Source organism: Novipirellula caenicola (genome assembly GCF_039545035.1).
GTDB lineage: Bacteria > Planctomycetota > Planctomycetia > Pirellulales > Pirellulaceae > Novipirellula > Novipirellula caenicola.
In genome coordinates this window covers 92,030-118,476 of sequence record NZ_BAABRO010000008.1, presented here as the reverse complement: position 1 = coordinate 118,476, position 26,447 = coordinate 92,030, and the positions used below count along the sequence as shown (strand labels likewise).

Below are 26,447 nucleotides of genomic sequence, written 5' to 3'. Positions count from 1 at the left end.
GCGTGATCCACGACCGAGCGAAATCGAGCTCAGCGAATTCGCACTAGTGCGCCGGCGTATTCCCCTTCGCTGGACGAATCCCGCTGGCCATCGTTTGTAACGACTCTTCGCCGCCGCCGTTGATCTCCATCAGAAACCGAACTAAATCGAGAAATTGTTGTTTGCTGGCCAAAGGATTGACCAGCCCTGCTGGCATTGCCGAAATGGTCGATGGCTTGGAAAATTCGATGTCGTCTTGAGCAATCTCAATCAGCTTTCCGCTTGCGGGATCGCGTAGTACAAGCGTCTCGTCGCTCTCGGTCTGCTTGAATCCCATCACGCTCACTCCATCAACGGTCAGCACCATCAACTGCGAATACTCCTTGCGAATGTCCTTGGACGGATCGAGCACGGACTCGACGAGAAAACCGTCGGTCACGCCATCCCGCTTCGACGCGAGATCAGGTGCCAAACGCGGGCCATTGGCAGGATCGTGGCAGTTCGCACACGACAGTGCAGCGTTGTAGAACAAAGCGGCACCCGCCCTTGGATCGCCATGCTCACTGGCCTCGGCAGCAAGCTGTTCGGGATCCACATCAGCAAGCGTTTGGGCCAGCGATTCAGTTGGCTTGGCGTCAGCCGACATCCCTTTGATCTCCATTTCATGAATCGACCAATAGTTTTTCGGTGCCTTGCCCGTTTGCGTGATGCGGACGTGTTTGACCGGTTCGGGACAATCCAGTTCGACTACGGTGATTGGACCATCGCCAACCCCATTGGCAACAGGATCGCCCCAGTCCGTGCCATCAACTGAAACGTGGACCACGAATTGGCGCGGATAGTCCGCTCGTGACGCTTGGGTATCAAAATGGAGCGACATCAATCGGATCGGCTTGGGAAATTCGACGGCAAACCACATTCCCGGTTTTTGGTAGGTCGCCGTATCCCACCGCGTCTTTGCCTTTCCATCGATCGCCGCCGATACATTTTTAGCATTGTGGCTAGCTGTTATCGTCCATTGATTCCGATCAAGTTCCGCAGGGTCGAAATAATTCAATTCGGCAAGCGTCCATGGTCCGATGCGACCAGACGAATCGGCACGAATTCGAGCCACATCCGCTTGTTGGATCAACGAAGCTTTGTTTCCCCACTGGTTGCGAATAAAGTTAGCCACATCGGCAACCCAGCGATCATCGTGTGCTCCCATTGGTAACATTAAACCCGCCGCATACGTCTTGTCGTCGACGGGCCCCACCAACCCATGCAGCAAGATTCGCGTCAGCCGTTCTTTGTGCCCCAACACACGTGCCGAACCGGCAAGAGGTGGCGCCAACACAAGATCACGGTTGTCTGCGGAATGCTGTCCGCGTCCATCGGCGCCGTGGCACTCGGTGCAAAGCGTCTTGTAGGTGACCGCGCCTCGCTCGACCGATTCTGCAAGCGCCCTGTTGCGTCGGCGTAGTTCTTCGAGTTTTCGCTGTTCCGCCAACGCCTCTTCACGATTGGCAACGATCTGGCGATGCAATTCGCTAATCGCCGAGTTCTGTCGGTGGGTTGCCACGATCCGGTCGGTCATCGCAGCGGCCTGAGGATGACGTCCATGACCGACCGACAACATCAATTGAATCAGAACATCGGGACTTTCATCATCCATCAAATTGTCGATCGCTTTGTCGAGCGATCGATCCGTTGCCATCCACGGTTCGGCGATTCTCAGCGCCGCACTGCGGACTCGCCAATCGGCATCCGCCAAAGCGTCGATGAGCAACGCCGGCTTGACCGCATCGAGTCCCTCGAGCGTCCACATCGCATGCAGTCTTGCCAATGGGGTTTCGTGAGTCGTTGCCATCGTTTCTAGCGTGGGCACCACGCTGCGGTCGCCGTGCAACACAATCAACTTCTGTGCCTCGCTGCGCCACCAACCGTTGGGATGCGAGAGATGAGCCACCAGCTCAGCAGGTGTTTCGTCAAGCATCCTTGGCTGCGGGCCACGCTGGGGGGTTTGATGATCGACACGATAGATACGCCCACGGCCGATATTTTTTTCCAGCTCGTATTCCTTCACCACTTCGCGTAGATACGATCCTTCGCGAACCCAGTTTCCTTCTTGGATAATCCCTCGATACATATCGACGATATACAGACACCCATCGGGACCAGTCGCACTGTTGACGGGACGGAAATTGGGATCGGTCGCGGCAATGAACTCGCTGCGATCACAGGCATTCGAGACGACCACTCGCCCTTGATCGTTCGTGACCTTCGCACGGCGGACCAATCGCCCCACTGGCTCGGGAATCAACAAATCGCCTTGAAAATCCGCAGGCATTCGGTCACCACGATAAACCGATTGGCCGCAACAGGCCGAAAAGACGGTCAACGTGTTGTCGTCGCGAAGCCGTTTCGGCCCGCCCTGGACATCAGGCACGTTGTCGATGGGAAAGACTTCGCGAAAGCCGTCTGCCTGCTCTCCACGAAGTGAAAGTTTCCCGTAAACAATCGGTCGTTGAAAATCCATCGCGGGATTCTCGCCGCCGGCTGTTGAGTAGAAAATGCGGCCCTCGTCATCGTGAGTCAAACCCCATTGCCCCGATCCATGCGGCAACGGTTCACGAATCACTTTCCCGTCGGTAAATCGAATCCGCTCATGTGTGTAGGTGGCGTAGATCCAATTATCGATGTTCCAAATCAACCCACTGGTTTGATGTTCTAGATTATTGCCTACACGCCCTCGCTCGCACCACATTTCGATTCGATCGGCGACGCCATCGTCGTCGGTATCCTGATAACTTTTCAAATCGAGCGTGTTGGTTTCACCGATAATGACGCGATCCAACAGCGGCAACACCATACGCGGTAACGACAAATTGTCCGCAAACACCGTGTGCTTGTCATAGATACCGTCATCATCAGTGTCCTCGTGCCGCGACACGCGGCTGGTGGGTTTCAATTGGTTCTTGCCATCGATGTCCTGCATGTAGGTTCGCATCTCGATCACATACATGCGACCGTTCCCATCCCACACCGCCGCGACCGGTTCCTCAATTTCGGGTTCCACCAACACAGGCACCAAACGGTATCCCGGTTGGATTTTCATCGTTGCGATCGATTCGGCAGGCGAAAGCGGAGGCGCTTTCGAACTGACTTCTTCGGCGATCACGAACGCAACCGGATTGGATATCAAGAAAAGCAGAAGGCCACAAATTTGAAGGATCAGCCGCATGAAGTGCACTCAAAAAAAGTCAAAAAGAAAGGAGGGGAAGGGGGCGATCATCTCGCCGCAGTCACGCGAAGTGTATCGGGATCACCTGATGAATCGGTATCGACGAACTGAAAACTCCATACACTTTGATCCACTCCCTCGGCAAATCTTAGTCCATGGTCATTGAGTTTTCCGTCCCATTTCATGACGTCCCACGAACCAACCTGGGACTCGCCAACGAAACCAACGTCTAACAGCGCACCGTCAGCAAACGTCACATCACCGCCTCCGTCGTTGCCAACTTCGTCGATAAAAATGGTGCTAACCCCTCGATCATCGATTAATGTCGCTAGGGTGCTGCCCGTATTTTGGACCCAAAATCCATCGAAACTACCAAACGATCCAATGCGGATCTTCGAAGCGTCGGAGCCACGCACACGAAACGTCCCCACACCATCGCCGTAACCGAGCGTCACACCGGCGCGTGATTCCAAAGAACCTGCGGAAATCTCGAACGATCCAACGCCCTGCTGACTGCCAACTTCCAAACTGCTAGAAGACAATTTGACGCCACGCATCAGCAACAACTTGCCGCCACTCATTTCATAGTTCCCTTGGGACTCCTTATCGAGCCCAATTTGCAAGGCGTTCACGGTAACGTCGCCATCAAATTGCTTCACGACTCCGTCACCGCCGGCAACCCCGACGCGAGTGTAGCTGTTTGAATTGACCGTCGCCGTGATCGTGCCACCGAGGATATCCATTTCCCCTTTTTCGCCTCTCGCCGTTCCAATATGGATCGCTTTAAGGTTTCCGATCGTTTCGTCGGTGACAATTAACTTCTCACGATCCGATCGGTCGACTCGAACGACGTCGTGCTGCGCCGGCAAAATCCCTAGCGACCAATTGGCCGATTCGCTCCAGCGATTGTCCTCTGCCGTGTTGCTCCAAGACACCTTTGCCAAGTCGTAGTAGGCAAGAAGTTCCTGTGGATTCAGTGCCGAACCGAAAATCGCAAACTCATCCATGCGACCATTGAAGTTGCGAACCGGAGCATCGTAGGATCCACCGATCAGCGAGCTGTTGCCAATTTCAACCTTGTCAAGTCGCAACATCCGAGCATGGTCGAGCCCGAAGGAACGAATCGGTTCGTTTGAGACAAGATTACCATTGACGTATTGGCGGACCGTCCCTTGTTCACCATCCCAAACAAATGCCAACTGCACCCAGGTACCAAGTTGCGAACGCCGGAAAACCGGTGAACTAGGGTAAGCCTGGACTTCACTGCGTAGTGAACGTTCGCGTCGTTCAAAAGACAGACGAGCCGAGTCAGCAGATTCCGGTGCAATCCACCACCGAAAATCGCCCACGAGATCACCATCGGACGTCAGCAACGAACTGATCGATGTATCCAACGCGTCCAATCGCACCGAGGTAATACACGTGAGCGTCGTATGGACACCAGGAAGCGAGAACCGGATTCGATCCGACATGCTCTTGAATTCAATCGCTTCCTTTCCCGGCCATCGTCCTTGAGCGCGGTTGCAACCGACGATGGTTCCGTCGGCAACCTTTTCCGCATGGACCGCATGATTGGTAAGCACCGTTTCGCCAAGTTCCGACCTGCTGAAATCGAAATAGACCAAGCAGTCCGGATGCTCTGTCAAAGCGTCACGCCGTCGTTGCCATGCGAGTTTCCGCACCACATTTGCGCCACGACTGCGTGAACGGATTTGCGATTCCGAAGGAAACGAGTTTGACTGCGATGGAATGTCTCGGTACGCCCCCGCCGAGGCAACGCTGACCGAGTCGCCTTTTCGCAATTCACGCATCGAATCGGTATCCGTTGGCGACACAAGTTCAACCAGACCGTCGATCACGTGGACTTCGGTTTCTTCGTTTGGATTGATATTCATGGCGAACGCGGTGCCGCGATCGACCACTTTGACAAACGGTGCATGGACAAGGAAACCCTCAGCCGGCGGTGGAACATCCACCCGGAACCGTCCTTGTCGGCAGCGGACTTCCATGTCGCTAATGATTTCCAAGTCGGCGGGCCCCTCGAGAACCATCAATGCACCGCTGGTGGTTTGAATTTCAATCAATCCACTTTCGAACTGAATACGTCGCGGCGGCATCGGTTCGCCAAGGTTGGGCGCCGAATCGGCATCGATCCAGTGCACATCAACCGCTTTCCGCAATAACGCCACCCATTGCTCGGTTTCGCTTACATTACGCTGGCGATAACGAGGCACATCGCCGGTCGCCTGTTGCTCGGCGACTTGGATTTGTGAACGTTGACTGCTATAGAATTGCAGCCCCACGGCAATTAACACGGATGCGGCAAGTAGCAGGGTGACCACACGGGTAAGCGTGTTTTTCGAAATGACGCCGCGTTCTTCCGCGTTCGGATGTTCGCGTAGCGATACCAACGTTGGATGATGATCGCGATCCACAGCCCCACTGAACACATCGGACGTGTCGGCCGGTGGCGATTGTTTTTGGGACGACGGATTCGCAGATCCCTGCTCACTTCCCCAACTTTCTTGCCCCTGCTGGCGAAGCATCGAGTGCATCTTCGCCTTCTGCCAAAAAAGTTCTCTTGCCTGGGGCGATGCCAATAACATCCGCTCCAGCTCTTGCTTCGTTTCCTCGGTCAATCCTTCATCGAAGTACAAACCGAGCAGCTTCACCAATCGATCACGGTCCATTGAACTAAACCCCATCCGTTTTGAGACGAATGTTGATACATTTTTCCAGTGCGGCTCGCGCTCGAGACAAAATCACGTACACCGAATCGGTACTCCATCCGAACAACGATGCGATTTCCGACGCAGTGTGAGCGCGTGTGTAACGCAATTCGATTGCACGACGCATCGACGGCGGCAACGTGTCTAAGCACATTGTCAATGCTTGCAGCTTCTCGCCCTCGCGATCGTCCGTCGATGGATGTTGCACCACACACAGTGCTTCGACCACCTCAGGTGACAGCACGGCGGTTGCTTTGCCACCGAGCCGTTTACATTCTTCTAAAACCTTGTACTTGGCGATCGTGCACGCCCACGCAACGAAATCCGTTCCGATCACAAAGTCATTCGCCTTGTCCGAAATCGTGAGAAACGTTTCCTGCAAAACGTCATCCGCACGACTCATGTTGGGCAACAAACTTAGGATAAACCCACGTATCAACGGCGAGTGTTTGATAAACAACCCGTGAACGTGATCTCGATGCGAGCGCGTGGTTTCGCTCAATGGTTTACTCCTGCTAAACCATCATTCTACTTGTACGACGGTGCTTCGTATTCATCAGGATACTCGCCGGCATAATTTATATCAGGATCAGCCACGATCACCTCGTTATCCGCTTTCCCACCGCAACCCGCGACCGTCAACCCGACCGCTAGACAAAACAACATCAACCCATTGGCAAGCTTCACCGAAATCGCCTTCTATTAAAGTGGTGAAAATTAAAAAAACACAAACAACCCTCGAGCTCACCCGATTCCCGGGCAAACTCGAGGATTGACTTCATCGTTCACGCTGCTAAACACCTACTGCTAAAAAGCAGAATCGATGATTTCTTTGCTTGCTCGCGTGCCCAACGCACCCCACAAGCCGTACGGACTCGGTGCCCCTGGGGCCCGGATGCCGGTGCCATCTCGCCAGACCGGCCCGGTGTTTTGGTTACCAGATTCAATCGAATCGGTCACAAACTTCACAGCTCCGTCGCCCATCAGAATGTGACAGCCGCCTTGATGGCGACTCGCCGGAGGCAACAAGCCACTACTTTGCGTCCAACCGCCCATCACACAAGGTGTGTTTGGGGGCGCCATCGTTTTCATCTGCGAATAAATACCGTAGCCGTTGGCCCACTCATAACCTCGGCCTTCGCCCGCACCGCCAGGAAGCCCGCTTGCGCCAGACTGCCAAAACTGAGGTCGTGCGGGATCCACTAACTTGGTCCGAACTCCCCCAGGCCCAACGTTTTGAAACGAGTTGTCGTTCCGCATTCGGCCACGAGTGTCGAGATCGCCCAAATCGGTGATGATCTCGCCAGCAGCAATCGTATTGGACATCCCATCGAGGACATCACGAAACATCGTCGTTTTTCGCGGAGCAAAGAAACCACGATCCGAGGGACGGAAATTGGTCGCATTGCCAGATTGGGGCACCAGCGCGTCGCTGACAGGCCCCTGTTCGTGCCAGTAATTGGAATCGCCCGTGCAAGCGCCATAGTTCGTCCGCCCTTGAGCCGGCAACCCGACGCCTGGGTCACTCGGACAACGCAACGCCGGGATTTCCGTCATCCACGGGACATAGGTATTGGTGTTAGGATGCGGAGCAGGGCCCATCGACGGCCATGCAGGCGACTTGACGCCTCCGCCCACCAATTCTTGATTGGGATTGCTGATTTGTTCCCACAAAGCTTGTTGCTCGAAAAACGGAGTCAACCCAACCAGATAGCTTAAGCGTCCCAATGCAGCAATGTTCGACTGAACCGGGTTGCTCGGAGCATCCACATCACTCAGGCCGCCGTTGCCAGTACCACCCATCTGCATCGGCAGCTGATTGTACGCGGAGTGATAATTGTGCATCGCCAGCCCAATTTGCTTGAAATTGTTGCTGCAACTCATTCGACGGGCGGCTTCACGTGCGGCTTGGACCGCCGGTAGCAACAGTCCGACCAACACCCCGATGATTGCGATCACGACCAACAATTCCACAAGCGTGAAGCCTCTTCGTACCACCCGCTTTTTACCAGCTTCCATCAACGAATCCTTTGAATTATGAATTTGAATCAGCGGTGGCCTGGAAATGGCCATCCGCGATGCGAACGAAAAGGATGGAAATACGGCGGGGAATCCAAACAACAAAAACATCAAACTTGGAAAGAATTTTGAAATCCGGCGAGTTTTAGACAATAATCCACCCCACTGAACTCCCGCTAAGACAAAATGACACCACCATCCGTTGTCGCCCCCGTCGTCCAGCAGGATCGTCACCCCCTGCCGCTCGCAACACCGACGACAACTTGACTTTCAACCAACTCACTACCGCCCCGCACGGGCGCACGATAGAAGGAAACCATGATGAAACGGCTCGAGACGATTACCGTTCGCACTGCGCTGTTCTTATTCTGTCTGATCGTTATCGGTCAGGCTGATGTGCAGCTACAGGCTGCGGACCAACCCAATATTGTCGTGGTTTTGTGTGACGATCTCGGCTATGGCGATCTCGAGTGCTACGGCCATCCATCGATCAAGACGCCTCATTTGAACCGCATGGCAGAGGAAGGCGTCCGTTTCACTAACTTCTATTCCGCGGCTCCGGTCTGTTCACCCTCGCGAGTCGGATTGTTGACCGGTCGCAGTCCTAATCGTGCCGGCATCTATGATTTCATCCCCGGCGGACGCAACGTGTACATGCGATCCTCGGAAGTCACGATCCCGCAACTGCTGAAACAGGTGGGATATGCAACTTGCATGTCGGGCAAATGGCACTGCAACGGAAAGTTCAACTCGCCACAACAACCTCAACCCGACAGTGCCGGTTTTGATCATTGGTTTGGCACGCAGAACAACGCCAGTCCCTCGCATGAGAATCCACAAAACTTTGTTCGCAACGGCGAGCCGGTCGGTCCGCTGCAGGGATACAGCTGCCAACTCGTGGTCGACGAAGCCGTCAATTGGCTGAAGGGCCAGCAGGCCCAGTCACCCGAGCAACCTTTCTTTATGTACGTCGCCTTTCACGAGCCTCACGAACCGGTTGCCTCGCCCAAAAAACTCGTCGATCAATATTCCGAAGAGGCTCAAAATGAAGACGAGGCCCAATACTTTGCCAACGTGGCCAATGTGGATGTGGCGGTCGGCAGCTTGCTGACCGCGCTGAAGGACTTGAACGTCGACTCAAACACCCTAGTCGTCTTCACGGCCGACAATGGGCCTGAGACACTCAATCGCTATCGCCGCGCGAGTCGTTCCTACGGCCGAGCGACACCGCTTCGCGGCATGAAGCTGTGGACCACCGACGCAGGCTTTCGAGTCGCCGGGATCATGCGATGGCCGGATCGCATCAAGGCTGACCAAGTGGTCCATCATCCGGTGTCGTCGCTGGACTTTTTGCCAACGTTTTGCCAGCTTGCTGGGACAACGCCTCCGGCGGACCTTGTGCTGGATGGAACCAATTTCCTGCCCGCACTAAAAAATGAAGCTCCAAACCGCGCGAAACCACTACTCTGGATTTATTACAACGCGCTGAATGAGCGGCGAGTTGCGATGCGTGATGGCGAATGGAAAGTTTTGGCCAAACTGAATATCGGCAAGTACAACAATGTGACCACCGAGAATGAGACGGAAGTCAAGGCGGCGGAGCTATCCGATTTCCAGATCTTCCGGATCACCGACGATGTCGACGAGAGCAACGATCTGTCCGCGTCGATGCCCGAGAAACTGGACGAGCTCAGCAAACGGCTGAAAACTCACTATCACGAACTGCTGAACGACTCGCACATCTGGGAAGCGAAAAAGCCCTAGCACGATTCGGCTACCCACGACCCCCTGTCAAAAGCTGCTACGGCAGCGACACACCAATCGATTCACGTCGAGTTGGCTGCCCTCGCAAAGACACAACGATGAAGATTCCAATTGCTTGGACGATTTTGTTTGCCGTCGCGTCAGGTGGTCTTACCATCAACCGCGTTCACGGCGAGTCCCCGGCCAAACCCAATGTCCTGTTCATCGGTATCGATGACTTGCGACCTGAACTGGGGTGCTATGGTTCGGAGATTGCCGTGACGCCGAACATGGACGCGTTGGCCAAGTCGGGACTTCGCTTTAATCGGGCCTATTGTCAACAGGCGATTTGCGGGCCGTCTCGCGCAAGTCTGTTGACGGGAACGCGCCCCGACACCAATGGAATTACCCACAACTACGTCAAACTTCGGCAACTGAACCCCGACATCCTCACGCTGCCTCAGCATTTTGGAAACCACGGATATGACACCGTTTATCTCGGAAAAATTTTTCATCATGGCGATCTGGACCCAGCGTCTTGGAACCGCCAACCGTCAAAGAATCGCAGCGAAGTCCGCAACTTAAAAAAGCCAGTCAACTTTGCGCTGCCTGAGAACCAAAAAAGTCAACAGGAAACTCGCAAACAAATGATCGCCAAGTATGGCGACGTAGCAAAACTAGGCTTAGCAATGGGGCCTGCGTACGAGAGCGCCGATGTGCCCGACAATACGTATGGCGATGGCTACGACACAGATTTGGCGATCGCGACGCTGAAAGATTTGGTCGCCGAAAACGACAACCCCTTCTTCTTAGCACTCGGGTTCAACAAACCTCACTTGAATTGGGTTGCCCCCAAACGTTACTGGGATCTGTATGACCGCGACTCGATTCCAGTGACAAGCCAAACCGAAGGACCACATGCAGGCGCCTCCATCGGATTGCACCCTTCATTTGAACTGCGTGTTCGCAGCGGCATCCCCAAGCTCGGCGCCATCGATCCGAATCTTGCTCGTACGTTAAAGCATGCCTATTTGGCTTGTGTCAGCTATGTCGATGCTCAGATCGGTCGCATGATTTCCGCACTGGACGAAGCAGGCGTACGCGACAACACCATCATTATCCTGTGGAGCGATCATGGGTATCACCTCGGCGAGATGGGAATGTGGTGTAAAGCCACGAACTACGAATTGGCGACACGGGTTCCGATGATGATTTGGACTCCGGAAATTCCCGTGGCGAATCGAGGGAAGGCAACCGATGCCCTGGTCGAATTGGTCGACATCTATCCAACGTTGTGTGATCTCGCCGGGATCGAACAACCCGAACATTTAGAAGGGACTAGCTTTACACCCTTGATCAAGAACCCTACCCGCGACTGGAAAACGGCGGCGTTTAATCAATTCCCCAGTCCGGCGCTGCGCGAATGGGGTGCGTTTCCGATTCGGCCTGCCATGCGTGAAACCTACTTTGGTCCGCTGCTTGATGAAGTCGAAGATCGCATCCAAAAACAGATGGGATCGAAGTGGGATCCCGAGCTGTTTGAACACGATTTGACTGGCTATGCGATACGAACCGCTCGTTACCGGATGATCGCATGGAAGGACACGAAACTTCCCAACGCCGATCCACTGTTTGTCGAACTATATGATCACGAAACCGATCCTGCAGAAACAAAAAACGTGGCGAACGAGCATCCGGAACGCGTAGCCGAGTTGCTGAGTCAACTCAAAGCAGGCTGGAAAGCCGCTGCCCCCGCGACACAGGAAGCGAAGTGACATCGACGGTGTTGGTTTTCTGCCACCTCTCTACCAACTTCGTTGACTGCTAATTTAGTAGCAAACGCACAGGCCGGAGGCCGACAGATAGACTGCCGTTGGCGTGAGCCAACGGTTTAGGGGCGACTTGTCGCCGAAAGGCCGGAGGCCGACACACTGGCAGCAGATGTGTCGCCCTCCGGGCTATGTTTTTCCGCCGCTCCTGACCAGTAGCTTACGCTACCGGCAGAGGGTGTGACGGCCTCCGGCCTGCAAACAATGCTACTAAATCAGCAGTCACCTTCGTCGGTGGAGAAGTAACTGCAGTATCGACCGGAAGAAAAACTACCACCTAATATCCAACATCAGTAGTAAAGATTTAGCGGCCCCGGCTTGCGCCGCACCGCTAGAATAATCAATTGCCACTGGTCACAGGCCGTAAGCCACCGTGAAGCCACCGTGCAACGAAAAAAGCCAATGCCGCTACGGCGTTCCTCCCTTTTCACTCAAGATGCGGCCACTGTTGGTCGTATCTCCTTCGTCGGTCAACTGAATCACGGCTCCCTTTTTGGGCGTGGTAAACAATCGCACGGTGTGACCGGATCGATTCAGAGAAGCGGCACCAAACCGATCCGGTATCGCAATCACGGCACCATCAAGCATCCCACCCGCAAGCGAGTCCAGACCGATGTCGTGCATCCGGCAACCAAACAGGTAGACATCGCGTGTGTTTTCGGTCCCCACAATTCGGCCCGATGGGTGCCTCGGTGAATCACCACGTCCCTTCCACGTCGGTAATTCGAATATGACGCCGTGAAATGACAGATTCGATGCATGGTCCAGAACCACGGCATCGTCGTTGTAGGTGCGAATGCAGCCGCCAAAGAACGAATGTCCGTTCAAATCCGCTCGCTTTCCTGCGGTGCGTCCATCGATATAGAGCGCCGCGGTACCGAAGTGCCGCGAGGCTCGATCGTGATGATCGCTTGCGAATAGCCGACACCCATGAAACTGAGTTCCTGATAAACCGGGCCCATCTTCGTGGTCCGAGCCAAGTAGCGCCACCCCGACATCGCCCATAAACGACGAATTCCAAAACGCGTTGTAGTCCGGATTGTCGCCCAGCCCTCGCGAGACGATGCTCATCCCTGCCTTGGCCCAGTGTCCAAAGACTTGCACATCACGCACGGTACCCGCATAGGAATCATCGATCAGCAGTCCAACATCACAATCCGAGCGTTGATCGGTGGCAGGCGTGGTTCGTCGGCCCATCGCATCGATCACGGTCATATCCAGTGCAATCGCCAACTGCTGGATTGAAAAGCTCGACTGCGGCTGCGTTTTCAGTGCATAACGTAGCGACTTGAATCGGTCGCGCCGCAGGGTTGGAATCGATCGGTTGGCGGTGCCACGAAACAACAGCGTCGTGCCCGGCAGCAGGTGTCGTTTTCCGTCGGCAAAATACTCTTTGTCATCACGCAGCGGAAACGTGCCGAGCGCCGGCGAACCGTCACCGGTCAAACGAGCGCTGCGAGGCAGATCGATTCCATCGCTGATCACATAAACGCCCGCAGGAAAATGGACATGCGGCGAAGCAGCCAAGGCGGACCGAATCGCTTCGGTGTCGTCCGTCACCGCATCCCCTTTGGCGCCAAAGTCTCGCACGTTGACCGCAGCATTCGCCGAGCTGAGACATAGCAAACACAGTACCGAGAATGCAACGACCTGCAGCGGCCAGCTAAAACAAGAAATCATTTGGGACGTCATCAAAACAGAACTCAGCGGCACAAAGGAATTTTGAAACGCCAAGTATAGTCCAACGAATTCGCCGCTTTAGCAGTTAGTTCGGTAGGCCGGATCAAGTCACATTAGCGATGCAACTCTGCCAGCGGCAGGTTGGATGTGAACTAGTTGCCGCTGCGGATCCGGCCTACTGGAATTGGTTACAATGACGTGGAAATTCAAACCACCTGGAGATGACTTCGCGATATGACACGTTATCGAATGATTTGCTTGGCCCTATGCCTTTCGGTTCTCTATACAGTTCCGTGCTTTGCGACTGATTCGCCCGCTAAAATTCCGCTTTGGGCTGACGGTGCTCCTGGATCGGTCGAGCGGATGCATGAACCCGAAACGTTGAACGGGAGCAACGTCAGCAACGTGCATCACCCCTCGATCACGCCCTACTTGCCCGCCGCAGACCAGGCCACCGGCACCGCCATTTTGATCGCTCCGGGCGGTGGCCACCAAAAACTGTGTTTGGGGCACGAGGGCGATGCACTGGCAGCGTGGTTTGCGGAGCATGGCATCGCGGCGTTTGTGCTGCGATATCGCCTGTGCCGTGAACCGGATTCGCCTTACACCCTAGAAGGGCATGCGATGGATGACACCCGCCGCGCGATTCGCACGGTGCGGGCCAACGCGGAAGCGTGGAAGATCGATCCCGATCGCATTGGCATCGTCGGCTTTTCGGCAGGAGGTGAATTGGCGGCGTATTCGGCGATGAACCCCGAAGACGGCAATCCGCAAAGTGACGACCCGGTCCAACGAGTCAGCAGTCGCCCCGATTTCCAAGGGCTAATCTACCCCGGAAAATCAAGCACGTTCACGGTCAAACCCGGTATGCCGCCCGCCTTCATCGCGTTTGGTTTTCATGATCGCGAGGACATCTCGATCGGAATGGCCAAGGTGTACTTGCAGTATAAGGCAGCCGATGTGCCTTGCGAAATGCACGTCTACAGTAACGCCGGCCACGGCTTCGGATTCCGCCCCGACTCGACAAACGCCGCCGGTGATTGGCCGCAGCGGATGTGTGAGTGGTTGGTTGATACCAAGTTATTGAATCAGAAAAAATGACCGTGATGCCGATGAGCCCACGATAAAAAGGAAGCTTTGTTTTTAGCGTTCTCCAACCAACCCACAGACCATCGTCGGTGGATGAGGCTTGGATTATTTATCTGATGATGGATCGTCGTCGCGGTTAGCGGAAGATCGTCAGCCGCAGTCCAACTGTGGCACTGAGCAATTCATCGCTGCCGATGGACAGCGTTGATCCGTCGGGGACTGTATCAACGCGAGTTCCGTAATCCATCTGCCCGGCGTAATCCAGGTGTTGGACGTCGGACGTCAAACTGAGGAAGACGGAATCGTTCATTTGACGCGTCAGTTCAAGCCTTGCTTGCGTCGAGACGGCGTTATCGTGCCGCGTCAGCCCAATGCGATCGTCGTGAGGGGGAAATGAACTGGCATGAACAAATCGACCGTCATAGCGAGTTCGGGCATGATAGATTCCCGTGTTGCCATCCAGAAACAAACTCCACCGCGAATTGAGTTTCCGCCGTCCGCTAATCCCTACTTTTCCGCCGACATAGTCCGTGTCCAACGATTCATTGAGCGTCGCCCCCGAGTGGCTGGCGGAATTAGGGTAAGAAATCGTGGTCATCAAATCTTGATACAGATGTTGCAGCGAAGGACCTCCGTACAACGTCCACATACGGTTTTCATCCAAACGGAAATCTTGATGCAACAACAGATCGTAGCCACCGAAGTCGATTTCGCGAGAGGTGACCGTATGGAGAACGTCGGCGGTGTATGGTGGGTCCGTCGTTCCATACCCTGTCGTGTTGTCCAACGCCACAAAGCCATACCGCATACCGGGTCCAGGGTCGGAAAAGGTGACAGCGGTGTCATCATCGAAGCCAGCATAAAAGCCAGAGAATTCGAGCCGCATATTCCCGGTGCCTAGCAGCGATCCATCAAAGATCCAGCCCGCTTTGCCCCCCACAAATGCAGCGAAGTCTTCACCATCGTCGGTGGTGATACTTTCGATTCGCTCGAAGGGAGATGTTTCACCTCGTCTGGCAAAGAACCGGAAGTCAGGTGCATTAATAAACATCGCTCCGCTATCGACATCCGCATACCATTCCGCACTGACTTGGCTGCTAAGTGTCGTTGCAGCGATGCAGACAAAGGCCAACACAAACGACTGAGTTCTAGACATTTCAATCCGTGAAATATTGCAAGTAGGCTTTCCCTGCCTTACTTTTTCGGCGGTTGCAATTTCATCAGTGACCTAAATGACGACAGACCACGTCACTTCGCTGTCCCTATCTGCCGACGCGACCTACGCAATAAGAACCCCCTAAAATGACTGACGCGACGGGGTCTTGGGGCGTGCATCGCTGCCCCAAGACCCACCCTGGTCCACTTCGATTGCAGTCTGCTATTTCCCACCTTGTCGTGGAACCGGCCAATCATCGGTTCGGAACGACGATGCTGGCAAGCCTTCCTGGTTGCTTAAATTGGGTGCGTCCGCGTTGCCCCAACCGAAACGCACTGCCACTGGCGTATCCACCTGCTCGCTGTGAACCACGACTGTGTCACCATCGATCGTCGCTTTGGCAGGAACAAAGTTTTGGTCATCACCGGCGATTGCAAAGTGGCTTAGCGCTTCGCCGTCGCGGCTGACCAGCCCCGAGCCGACATGGTCAAACGACAACCGAATTCTGTCGCCTTCGACTTTCATTGATTGATACTCGGGCCCCGAGTCGACGAGGTCCGATTTTCCGTAAGTCCGGCGGAGTGCTAACCGAGCCAAACGTTCGCCGACCGGCTTTTTCGGTTTCGGGTGAATGTTGGTCTCGTTACCAATGTCCATCGTCACCGCCATTCCCGTATTGGGGACCGACAACGTCATCGCTTGAGCTTCTCGCAACAGCGCTGCCGGGTACGGACTGGTTTTGTAGCTGAACGGAGCGATTTGGACAAAGTAAAAGGGAAAGTCACCGATGCCCCATTGTTCACGCCAATCACGAATCATTGCCGGAAACAGTTTTCGGTATTGATAGGGCCGTTCGACGTTGGATTCGCCTTGGTACCAGATCACGCCACGCATCGCCATCGGCATCAGCGGCTTGATCATGCTGTTGTACAGCACCGAGGGAAGCCGGTGATTGATCCCCTTGGGCTTTTTTTGGCTCCGTGATTGCAGTTCGCCGATCTCTTCGATCAATCCCGGGTAACTTGCCAGCGTTTCAGCAAACTCGGGGAATTCCGCTTGCAACTTTTTTTGACTTGTCCATGCTTCGGCGGATGAACCACCCCAGTTGGTTGAAATCAAACCGATGGGAATATCGAGTTCTTGATGCAATCGTGAACCAAAGAAATAGGCGACGGCACTAAAGTTGTATGCCGTCTGCGGATTACAAATTGACCACTTCGACTGAACATCCTGCTGTTCTTTGAAGGCGAGATTCTGCGGCACATCACAGAAGCGAATGTTGGGATAGTTGGCTTTGTCGACATCCTCTTTGAATTCATCCGGCCCAAACCCACGCATCTTCCACTGCATGTTGGATTGCCCCGAACAAATCCACACTTCGCCGACCAAGACATTTTCGAGTGTCACCGCTTGTTCGCCTGATTCGATTTGAATCTCATACGGCCCACCGGCGGCGGGCGTAGCGAGTGTGGTCTGCCAACGCCCCTGCGAATCCGCGGTCGCGAGGCTTGCGTTTCCATTCCAAGAGGGCGTGATCGAGACCTCGGCATTCGCCGCCGCTTTACCCCAGATCGCCGCGTCGGTCTCACGCTGCAGCACCATGTCGTCGGCAAAGATGCCGGCGAGTTTCAGTGTCGCGGCCTGCGGTTGCTCGGCCAGCAGCGAGCTGCCGGTGACGGCAATCAAAAGCCCACAAACAAGCCCCAACATCGGCAGGGCAAAGGGGAGAGCAAGAGAGAAGATCCGCGAAGCGGCGATACGGAATCGGTGACGAGAGCGTGAAAAGAGAGGGGTCATGGTCAGTCTATCCTGAGGGGGTCAAAAGTGATCTTTGTCAAAATGAGAGTTCCGTCTCGCTACCTACCGAGGCACATCATAGACAAAAATCGAAATCGTTTGACGCTGAAGGCAGACAACCATACCCAAGATCAAAGAAGTTGCCTTTTCTCGAAAGAGTGAAGGGGTGCCTGCCCCCCGATTACCTCAAGCCAGCCCCTGAGAAGGCTTCGCTAGGGTTAAGCCGCTAAGTGCGGTGCTCACCGCTCCGCAACCTTTACGATGACGAAAACAAGAGCGGCTGAAGCCTGGACTCCAACCGTCGGAGTGTAGGCTTCAGCCGATTCGATTCTTTGGCGGCGTTCAAAGGGACGAGCGAAAAAGGTGGCGAAGTTTTTTCTGCATCCATGTTTTTCAACATTCACGGCGTCACGGTCGCGGCCATATCCAGCCGTCCCTTCGGGACTCACACCGACCACGCCAATCGCAACGCAATCGTCGCCATCGCCGTTAGTTCATGGACCACTCAGGGGCAAAGCCCCGTTCATATGCTTAGCCCAGGCGAACAGCCTGAGGAACCGTCCGCTCCTCTTTTGTTGTGCCGGAGGTTTGCCTACGACCAACGATATGCTCACTGCGATGCGACGATGCTCGCCGGCGACGCTTTGGGGGTTGGGACCGAGTGTTGGTCTGTCGGGCCTGGACTGCCATTCGACGATACCGGAAAAAATTCCCCGGTATCGCCCCCGAGCCAGACTATATCAGTTAGGCGGATGTCGTCCAGCTGCAACCCAAAGGGCTCGAACACGCCGCTTTAAATCAAGAGGCACATATCGACTCACTGGCCGTTCGACTGATCTTGCTGTCGGAGAGTGTACTCGGCACGAGCTTTCAAGAGATTCAATTCGTCGATTTGTTCGATGATCGCATCCAGCTCTTTCAATTCTTCTGCAGCGAGCGTGCCGTCCGCATTACGTGCCAGTAGATCGTCCAATTTGGCGTGCATTTTGGGCGCGAGCACGGCATCGGCAAGCGCTTTGAGTCCAGCCGCACTGACATTCGGCAAGATATTGGTCTCGTTAGACATAAATGCACCTCGTCAGCACTGGATGTTTCACAGCGGAATCGTACCAAACCCGACGCCCGTAAATCCATACGAGATGCAAATGCTCAAGACCAATCGCTTTGCCAGCAAAACCGCTGAACGTTGCTTCCTCATGAACCTCGATCGCCCCGCCACGGAACGGCGTGATCGTATTTCCGTCACGGATTCCAAGGGGCCGGATCGAGGAACCAAGTACCGCCGCGCTGGCGTTAGTGTTGTGAGTTGTGAACAGCCGAAACAGCGTTCCCTCTGCCCCCGCCTACCAAGGCAAGAAAAGGGGAAGGGGGTTTAATGTCCGTCTCGTTCAGTGCGGTGGCGGTTGGACCGCTTCTGTTTTTGGCTTCTTCCTTGGCCGGCCTCGTGGTCGGACTGTAAACCAAATGCCATTTCGTTCGCAGGTTTCATCGATCCACTCTTGAGAACCAAAGGGGCGTCCGCGCGTGGTGCAGAGTCGGACAGCGTGAAAAAGTGCGCGTCATCTTCGACTTCGAAGCTCTTGAACGGCCCTTGGTAAAGATGCCCGTGGCCACGGGTGTGATGGTGCGCATGGTATCGAAGCGTGTGCGTGAAGGAGAGCCATCCGCACAGCCTGCCCATCGCGCTGTCTTTTCGCGGCCGTAGAACCAAGTGCCAATGGTTTGGCATTACGTAAAACAAAAAGAGATCCACGGGGTATTTCCCAAGGCCTTCACTGAGCGTTCTCAGAAACACTTCGTAGTCTTCAGGTTTGTGGAAGATCTCTTGCCGGTTGATGGCGTGAAAAGTCTTCCCCGCTTCATCCGGCCGCTTCGTCCTGGGCATCATCAAAAGCTCCCGCCGTGTGTCTCGGTCAGTCTTGAGCCAACCTACCCACTATCTGCTGCCATTAAAACCCTTTTCCCCTTTTCTCTTTCTGGTTGGGCTCGTGACGACCTTTTTTCTCGTTGACACCGCGCGCCCCGTGTTTGCGGGTTTGATGCCTGGAAAGATGGCAGTCGACATTGTGAATTGTTTACGTGGATACCGATGCTCTTACCCAACAAGACTGACGCTCCTACCTACCACGGTCCGGTGGATACGATCAGTACCAATGCTTCACATGCTGCATTTGCTGGAAATGTCGACCAGGCCCCACACATTCGGTTGCAATTGTTTGCGTCTCCCAGGTCTCGATGCGATGCTGGCCGCGTATACCCATTCACTTTCCAAAACCGATCGGTACGTTGACCGAAGCGCTGCCGCTATCCCTATTCGGAGAAACATCATGCCCAACGAGGCTGAAACGACATGCCCGTGTTGCCTAAAGCAGATGACAACGAGCGATGAAAGCTGTCCGACCTGCGGGTACAGCGATCGTGACGTTCATTTGCGACGATTACAGCTGGAAGGCGAAGCAGAGCGTCGCATCGAACGAGCCAGACTGCTAGGCAAACTGTTTCGATTCCTACGATGGACGCACCTATTTCGTTAGACGATCTTCGGTCGATGTCGCGTGGGGGACTCACCGAAAATCTCGTTCGGCGGTCGCCCGGACGATAGGTAGGCAGAAAGATTGGTGCGACAGAAAAATAAGACTGCCACGGCGATTCGCAGTTGGACCTAAACGCTCACGTCGTTTTCCATCTTTTATCCGTTCATTTTTTAACCTTTCGCTTCTTCTCAGCCACAACATGTCACCGCCGATTTAAATAACATCGCATTCTGCCTCTCCCATTTTCCTGCCCCCTCCATCTTCCTACCCAACCTTTGGTTGCCTGGAGTGCACCTTCCATCGCATCGCGAGCGTGATGCTGCGGGCGTCATGATTCGCATTCGCACAGTAGGCGACAATCACAATAGGGTGACACGGAAATTCGATTCGCCACCGATGAATCTTTCTGTCGCACCAATCTTTCTGTCCTCACTTGCGGCACCTAAAAACACCGAAGGTCGTGAACGGCGAGGGCGACTGTTGCGGAATAAACACTCCTGTAGTGTGCCGGACTCTCGGCGAATTCGGTTCGGCGATTGCTCGGACGATAGACAGAAAGATTGGTGCGACAGAAAAAGGAGGCTGCCACGGCGGCTCGCAGTTGGACCTAAACGCTCACGTCGTTTCCATCTTTTATCCGTTCATTTTTTAACCTTTCGCTTCTTCTCAGCCACAAGATGTCATCGCCGATTTAAATAACATCGCATTTTGCCTCTCCCATTTTCCTGCCCCCTCCATCTTCCTACCCAACCTTTGGTTGCCTGGAGTGCACCTTCCATCGCATCGCGAGCGTGATGCTGCGAGCGTCATGATTCGCATTCGGACAGTAGGCGACAATCACAATAGGGTGACACGGAAATTCGATTCGCCACCGATGAATCTTTCTGTCGCATCAATCTTTCTGTCCTCACTTGCGGCACCTAAAAACACCGAAGGTCGTGAACGGCGAGGGCGACTGTTGCGGAATAAACACTCCTGTGGTGTGCCGGACTCTCGGCGAATTCGGTTCGGCGATTGCTCGGACGATAGACAGAAAGATTGGTGCGACAGAAAAAGGAGCCTGCCATGGCGTTTCGCAGTTGGGCCTAAACGCTCACGTCGTTTTCCATCTTTTATCCGTTCATTTTTTAACCTTTCGCTTCTTCTCAGCCACAACATGTCATCGCCGATTTAAATAACATCGCATTCTGCCTCTCCCATTTCCCAGCCCTCTCCATCTTCCTACCCAACCTTTGGTTGCCTGGAGTGCACCTTCCATCGCATCGCGAGCGTGATGCTGCGAGCGTCATGATTCGCATTCGGACAGTAGGCGACAATCACAATAGGGTGACACGGAAATTCGATTCGCCACCGATGAATCTTTCTGTCGCACCAATCTTTCTGTCCTCACTTGCGGCACCTAAAAACACCGAAGGTCGTGAACGGCGAGGGCGACTGTTGCGGAATAAACACTCCTGTAGTGTGCCGGACTCTCGGCGAATTCGGTTCGGCGATTGCTCGGACGATAGACAGAAAGATTGGTGCGACAGAAAAATGAGACTGCCACGGCGATTCGTAGTTGGGGCTATTAAAGGGTTAAAGGGGAAGGGGGTTTAACGTGCGTCTTGTCAGTGCGGTGGCGGTTGGACCGCTTCTGTTTTTGGCTTCTTCCTTGGCCGGCCTCGTGGTCGGCCTCGTGGTCGGATTGTGAACCAAATGCCATTTCGTTCGCAGGTTTCTTCGATCCACTCTTGAGAACCAAAGGGGCGTCCGCGCGTGGTGCAGAGTCGGACGGCGTCCAGCTCGTCCTTCGTGAGCGCTGTGTTGCCCCGGCTTTTCCATCCGGGCGTAAAACCTTAAAACCCCCTTCCCCTTTTTTTTTCCCAGCCACGAAGTGGCGAGCTTCGCAATAGCCACAAAGTGGCGACAGGGTGTAGCCATGGGCGTCAGCCCATGGACCACGAACGCGTCGCACACCATTAGTCCCGAAGGGACGACAGGAGATCCCACGCCCGCCATTCATGCCGCCCCTTTCAGGGCTTTACAATCGTGTTCGCCCACGCATCCACGGGCTCTCGCCCGTGGCCACATCGTGCCGTCCCTTCGGGACTGACTGACCGCCACGAAGTCGCTGCTCCGAATTGACCGGGCCAAATAAAAAACGCCGCCTGAAACGTGATGTTTCCGACGGCGTTTTTTCAATAGCGGAGGACACGGGACTCGAACCCGCAGCCCCTTACGGGGTACCTCAGTTCCAATGAGGCCGCTCACCAATTCGCTTATCCTCCGAACTTGGCTTCGCTATTCTGTGCTGGATTGCGTTTCCTCGCAACTGGTGGTGTTTTCCAGACCAACGGATTGGTAATGTAAATCTAAAAAACCCAGTGGAGAATGACGGATGGATAACGCGGCAATCGCAGATGTGTTTGACGAAATGGCGGAACTGCTGGAATTCCGTGGCGAAAATCCATTCCGTATCCGGGCTTATCGCAACGGAGCTCAGGCGATCCGCGATCTCGACGAGCCGGTCGTGGCCATCATCAATGACCCCGATCGCAATCTCGCCGACATTTCGGGTATCGGCAAGACGATCAGTGAGAAAACACAGACACTGATCCAAACCGGCGGGTTACCCCAATTGGAAGAATTGCGCCAAGCGGTCCCCCCAGTTGTGATCCAAATGGCGAGGATCCCTGGATTGGGGGCCAAAAAAGCGATGAAATTACAAGAAGCTCTGGAAATTGAATCGCTCGACGACCTGAAACGCGCCTGTCAGGAGGAACGAATCCGCAAGGTCAAAGGATTTGGCCCCAAATCCGAAGAGACGATCCTGGACGGGCTGGCGATCGCCCAGCAGGCGGCCGAGCGAATTTATTGGTCCACCGGCGATGATTTGGCCACGACCATCGGCAACCACATGCAGTCGTGCGAGGGAATCGAGAAAATGAGCTGGGCAGGCAGCTACCGCCGCGGCCGTGAAACGATCGGCGACCTCGACTTGCTGGTCGTCGCCAAAGACCGCACCGCAGCGATGGACCACTTCGAAGCGTTTCCCCAGCGAAGCCAAACGATCGCGCGCGGCGATACCAAGATTTCAATTCGTGTCGCCAAAGCATTCCAAGTCGACATGCGTCTGGTCGAAGCAAACGAGTTTGGAGCGGCACTGCAGTACTTTACCGGTTCTCAGGCACACAACGTTCACATGCGGCGGATCGCCAAAGAACATGGACTGAAAGTGAACGAGTACGGCGTGTTCAAAACCGAAGACGACTCGCGAATCGCTGGTGAAACCGAAGAAGAGGTCTACAAGGCGATCGGATTGCCTTGGATTACGCCCGAGCTTCGCGAAGATCGCAACGAGTTCACCTGGGCTGAAAAAGGCGAACTGCCCGAGCTGATTGAAACATCCGACATCGTCGGCGACTTGCACATGCACACCAACGCGACCGATGGTACCGCAACGCTGCAAGAGATGGCCGACGCGGCGATCGCCCGAGGACTGAAGTACATCGCGATCACCGACCACAGCCAGCGTGTTTCGATGGCATTTGGATTGGATCCGAAACGACTTCGCGAACAATGGAAAGCGATCGATGCAATTCGCGATCAGTACGAAGGCCGGCTGGTAATCCTGAAAGGCATCGAGTGCGACATTCTCGAAAAAGGGGGAATGGATCTGCCGGACGATTGTTTGGCGGAAGCCGATTGGGTGCTGGCGAGCGTCCATTACGGCCAGAAACAACCACGCGACCAGATCACCGAACGGATTCTCGGCGCGATCGAAAATCCGCACGTCGACTGTATCGCGCATCTCACCGGACGGTTGATCAATCGTCGTCCGCCCTACGAAGTCGATATCGATGCGGTGATGACGGCAGCGAAAGCGAACGGGACGCTGATGGAGCTGAACGCGAACCCGGCGCGACTGGATCTGAATGATGTGCATTTGGCGGCCGCCAAACGGCACGGAATCCCGATCGTGATCAGCACCGATGCGCACTCAACCGAGGGGCTGGACGTGATGCGATTCGGCATCAAGCAAGCACGTCGCGGCGGTTTGACCAAAGACGACGTGGCGAATACGCGGCCTTGGGACGAGATGAAGAAATTAATGCGCTAAAGCGTTTGCGAGAATCGCGCAGGGGCGAGTTGTGATTGGCCGGTGATGGCCGAGCGAGCAAGGGAAGACACGCTGCAAGCGATGTTGCGCGGACGGCCCTCACCCGGACGAGGCCTAAAGCGCCCGTCCGACCTCTCCCGGGCTGCGCTCGGGAGAGGTGACTTGCAAACTGCCACCTCTCCCAAAACGAAGTTTTGGGAGAGGTCGAGCAGAGCCTTCAGCGATGCTCGGGTGGGCGCCGAGCGAGCAAGTGGAGACGCACTACAAGCAAGGTTGCGCGGACGGCCCTCACCCGAACGAGGCCTAAAGGGCCCGTTCGACCTCTCCCGTGCTGCGCTCGGGAGAGGTGACTCGTATCGTCAACCATCTCTGCTGAATGCAGTATTGACGGCGAAACATGCTAGGTGAGCTGTACCAAGTCTTTGGACGCTAGTTTGCGATTGGCCTCGATCGCTTTCTGCTCGAGCTCGGGTGCAACCAGTTCGTAGTTGACGCTGCGTTGCCGTGCTTCGAACCCCAGCTCTTCGATCGAGGCGCGGATTTGATCGAGCGTCAAGAAGTGCACCGTGCCGGCTTCGGCGACCACGTTTTCTTCAAGCATCAAGCTGCCCATGTCGTTGGCGCCAAACAGCAACGCCAACTGGCCGACCTTCAGTCCTTGCGTGACCCAGCTGCTTTGAATGTTCGGTACGTTGTCGAGGAACAATCGCGATACCGCCAACGTTTTTAGGTACTCAAACGAGCCCTTGGGTGGGATGTGCGACAGTTCGGTATTGTCGGGCTGGAACGTCCAACAAATGAACGCGGTGAAACCACCCGTTTCGTCTTGCAGCTCGCGAACGCGGTGCAGATGCTCGATCCGTTCCTCCAGCGTTTCGACGTGTCCGAACATCATCGTACTGCTGCTGACGCCGCCCAGCTTGTGCCAGACTCGCATCACGTTTAACCAGTCATCGGTCATGACTTTGCCGCGAGTGATCTCGCTGCGAACGCGGTCGACCAAAATCTCAGCACCGCCGCCAGGGATACTGCCCAAACCGGCTGCCTTGAGCCGCTTGAGCACTTCTTCGATCGAAAGATTATTGACCTTCGTGAAATGGTGCAGCTCGGGTGGGCTGAAACCGTGAATGTTCACCTCGGGATAGGCACGTTTGATGTCGCCGAGCATCTCTTCATACCAATCCAACTTGTATTTCGGATGCAGTCCGCCTTGCAGCAAGATTTGGTTACCGCCCAGCGCGACGGTCTCTTCGATCTTTGCCAACAATTCGGCGCGAGGCAACACGTAGCCTTCGTCACTTTTCGGACCGCGATAGAACGCACAGAAATCACAAACCGCGGTGCAGACGTTGGTGTAGTTGATATTCCGGTCGATGTTGTAGGTCCGGTAGGGCTCGGGATGCATCCGCCGCGAGACCGCTTCGGCCGCCGCCCCCAAAGCAGCCAGGTCGTGGCTTTCGAGCAAACGCAGTCCTTCGGCCGAGGTCAACCGTTGGCCCTCGATGGCTTTGTCCAAAATGTCACGGATCGAATTATCAGCGGCAGGAGCGATCATGAGTTTTCAGTCGTCAAGGATTTCAAGGAGCTTGAGTTAGGACGTTTCAATGGGAAAGCTTGAATCAGGAACAAGGCCAAGCGAGACCGCACGGCGACGGAATTCGTCCAATGCAGTCCGTTCATCGGGGCCCAGCGTGTAATGCAGATTCTCAGCAAAATAACGGTATAGGTCTTCGTTGGTTAGCCCATGGGCGGCAGCTTCACACGCCGCGATCTCTTCGAGCGATGCGATGCCCTCGTCACGCGACGCTTCGAGCGCCGTCGCTAAATCGCCGACGTCCACCCCGGCACGTGCGACCCACATTGCAAACACAAAGGGTAATTCAGTCCATCGGCACCATCGATCACCCAAATCCCATATTTCTTGGTAACAGCGAGGGGCCGGATGCATTGCGCGATCGCCGATCATCAGCATTGCGTCGGCATCGATCGCCTCAGGCGTCTGTTCCATTGCAAAGGGAACAATCTCGGGCCGAATGCCGTGAATTTCCCACAGCAAAATTTGCAGCAGTGCGGCGCTCGTGCGACTGCCTTCGTCCAATGCCAATCGCTTGATTTCGGCGGCCGGAACGCGGCTGAGCAAACGAACACTCCACACCGGGCCTCGGCAACCGATCACGGCATCCGAAACAATGGTATGCGAGGGATCACGCAGGTACTCGACCGAGGGAATCAGGGCCACATCCAATTTGCCGGAGTGCAGATCATCCGCCAATCGGCTGGGCAAATTGAAGGACAATTCGCCACGATCCCCCAAACGCTCGCGTAATCCCCACACCAACGGCTTGGTATTCAGATACGAAACCGCACCAATGCGAAGCGGAGCGTTAGGCAGTGAAGATGTCATTGGATCTCTTATTTTGTCGATCAAGTTTTGTCGATCAAGGGAGTCATCGATCGCGTCAACGGCCGCGACCATCCCTTCCCAAACCTTTCGGAGTCCCGAAAACGGAACCGGAAAACGTCACGTGCCCAATCTTCAAACCGCAGTCAGCTGCGGCCTGTAACGCGAG

Annotated in this window: 16 protein-coding genes and 1 tRNA gene; 4 read left to right on the top strand and 13 right to left on the bottom strand. The window is 54.9% G+C overall.

Annotated elements, in window-relative coordinates:
* Positions 1-43: 43 nt before the first annotated feature.
* The 5 genes from ABEA92_RS16625 to ABEA92_RS16605 form a co-directional block, all read right to left on the bottom strand.
* Positions 44-3,202, bottom strand: coding sequence for a DUF7133 domain-containing protein (locus ABEA92_RS16625; protein ID WP_345684965.1), 3,159 nt, complete (start codon positions 3,200-3,202; stop codon positions 44-46).
* Between the two features lie 47 nt (positions 3,203-3,249).
* Positions 3,250-5,892, bottom strand: coding sequence for a LamG-like jellyroll fold domain-containing protein (locus ABEA92_RS16620; protein ID WP_345684964.1), 2,643 nt, complete (start codon positions 5,890-5,892; stop codon positions 3,250-3,252).
* Between the two features lie 4 nt (positions 5,893-5,896).
* Complete coding sequence (locus tag ABEA92_RS16615; RefSeq protein WP_345684963.1) at positions 5,897-6,433, bottom strand: sigma-70 family RNA polymerase sigma factor; 537 nt, start codon at positions 6,431-6,433, stop codon at positions 5,897-5,899.
* A gap of 26 nt (positions 6,434-6,459) precedes the next feature.
* Complete coding sequence (locus ABEA92_RS16610) at positions 6,460-6,618, bottom strand: hypothetical protein (RefSeq protein ID WP_345684962.1); 159 nt, start codon at positions 6,616-6,618, stop codon at positions 6,460-6,462.
* A 120-nt stretch (positions 6,619-6,738) separates the two neighbouring features.
* Positions 6,739-7,950, bottom strand: coding sequence for a DUF1559 family PulG-like putative transporter (locus tag ABEA92_RS16605; protein ID WP_345685105.1), 1,212 nt, complete (start codon positions 7,948-7,950; stop codon positions 6,739-6,741).
* Positions 7,951-8,268: 318 nt separating this feature from the next.
* Between ABEA92_RS16605 and ABEA92_RS16600 the strand changes: the two genes are divergently transcribed.
* Positions 8,269-9,714: a sulfatase family protein gene (locus tag ABEA92_RS16600; RefSeq protein WP_345684961.1), complete on the top strand. Its 1,446-nt coding sequence runs from the start codon at positions 8,269-8,271 to the stop codon at positions 9,712-9,714.
* A gap of 98 nt (positions 9,715-9,812) precedes the next feature.
* The gene (locus ABEA92_RS16595) at positions 9,813-11,468 is read left to right on the top strand and encodes a sulfatase (protein ID WP_345684960.1); all 1,656 of its coding nucleotides are present in this window, start codon (positions 9,813-9,815) and stop codon (positions 11,466-11,468) included.
* Between the two features lie 462 nt (positions 11,469-11,930).
* On the opposite strand, the gene ABEA92_RS16590 is transcribed toward ABEA92_RS16595, so the two are convergent.
* A complete protein-coding gene (locus tag ABEA92_RS16590; RefSeq protein ID WP_345684959.1) occupies positions 11,931-13,202 on the bottom strand; it encodes a glycosyl hydrolase family 28-related protein in 1,272 nt (423 codons plus the stop codon).
* A 363-nt stretch (positions 13,203-13,565) separates the two neighbouring features.
* Here ABEA92_RS16590 and ABEA92_RS16585 point away from each other — a divergent pair, with 363 nt between their 5' ends.
* Complete coding sequence (locus tag ABEA92_RS16585; protein ID WP_345684958.1) at positions 13,566-14,303, top strand: alpha/beta hydrolase; 738 nt, start codon at positions 13,566-13,568, stop codon at positions 14,301-14,303.
* A 124-nt stretch (positions 14,304-14,427) separates the two neighbouring features.
* Here the strand turns inward: ABEA92_RS16585 and ABEA92_RS16580 are convergent, their stop codons facing one another.
* From ABEA92_RS16580 to ABEA92_RS16560, 5 genes are all read right to left on the bottom strand, one after another.
* Complete coding sequence (locus ABEA92_RS16580) at positions 14,428-15,447, bottom strand: hypothetical protein (protein WP_345684957.1); 1,020 nt, start codon at positions 15,445-15,447, stop codon at positions 14,428-14,430.
* A 222-nt stretch (positions 15,448-15,669) separates the two neighbouring features.
* Positions 15,670-17,244 carry a sialate O-acetylesterase gene (locus tag ABEA92_RS16575; RefSeq protein ID WP_345684956.1) on the bottom strand — a complete coding sequence of 525 codons (1,575 nt, stop codon included), beginning with the start codon at positions 17,242-17,244 and terminating at the stop codon, positions 15,670-15,672.
* A gap of 817 nt (positions 17,245-18,061) precedes the next feature.
* The gene (locus ABEA92_RS16570; protein ID WP_345684955.1) at positions 18,062-18,310 is read right to left on the bottom strand and encodes a hypothetical protein; all 249 of its coding nucleotides are present in this window, start codon (positions 18,308-18,310) and stop codon (positions 18,062-18,064) included.
* Between the two features lie 306 nt (positions 18,311-18,616).
* On the bottom strand, positions 18,617-19,129 hold the full coding sequence (locus tag ABEA92_RS16565) for a transposase (protein WP_345685104.1): 513 nt from the start codon (positions 19,127-19,129) through the stop codon (positions 18,617-18,619).
* A gap of 2,833 nt (positions 19,130-21,962) precedes the next feature.
* A tRNA-Ser gene (locus tag ABEA92_RS16560) sits at positions 21,963-22,045 on the bottom strand.
* A gap of 110 nt (positions 22,046-22,155) precedes the next feature.
* On the opposite strand from ABEA92_RS16560, the gene polX reads away from it, so the two are divergent.
* The gene (gene polX / locus ABEA92_RS16555; RefSeq protein ID WP_345684954.1) at positions 22,156-23,877 is read left to right on the top strand and encodes a DNA polymerase/3'-5' exonuclease PolX; all 1,722 of its coding nucleotides are present in this window, start codon (positions 22,156-22,158) and stop codon (positions 23,875-23,877) included.
* A gap of 400 nt (positions 23,878-24,277) precedes the next feature.
* On the opposite strand, the gene mqnC is transcribed toward polX, so the two are convergent.
* Both mqnC and ABEA92_RS16545 read right to left on the bottom strand, forming a co-directional pair.
* Positions 24,278-25,432 (bottom strand): cyclic dehypoxanthinyl futalosine synthase, encoded by a 1,155-nt coding sequence (gene mqnC, locus ABEA92_RS16550; RefSeq protein WP_345684953.1) that lies wholly within the window; start codon positions 25,430-25,432, stop codon positions 24,278-24,280.
* 36 nt (positions 25,433-25,468) lie between these two features.
* Complete coding sequence (locus ABEA92_RS16545) at positions 25,469-26,281, bottom strand: menaquinone biosynthetic enzyme MqnA/MqnD family protein (RefSeq protein WP_345684952.1); 813 nt, start codon at positions 26,279-26,281, stop codon at positions 25,469-25,471.
* Positions 26,282-26,447: the final 166 nt, after the last annotated feature.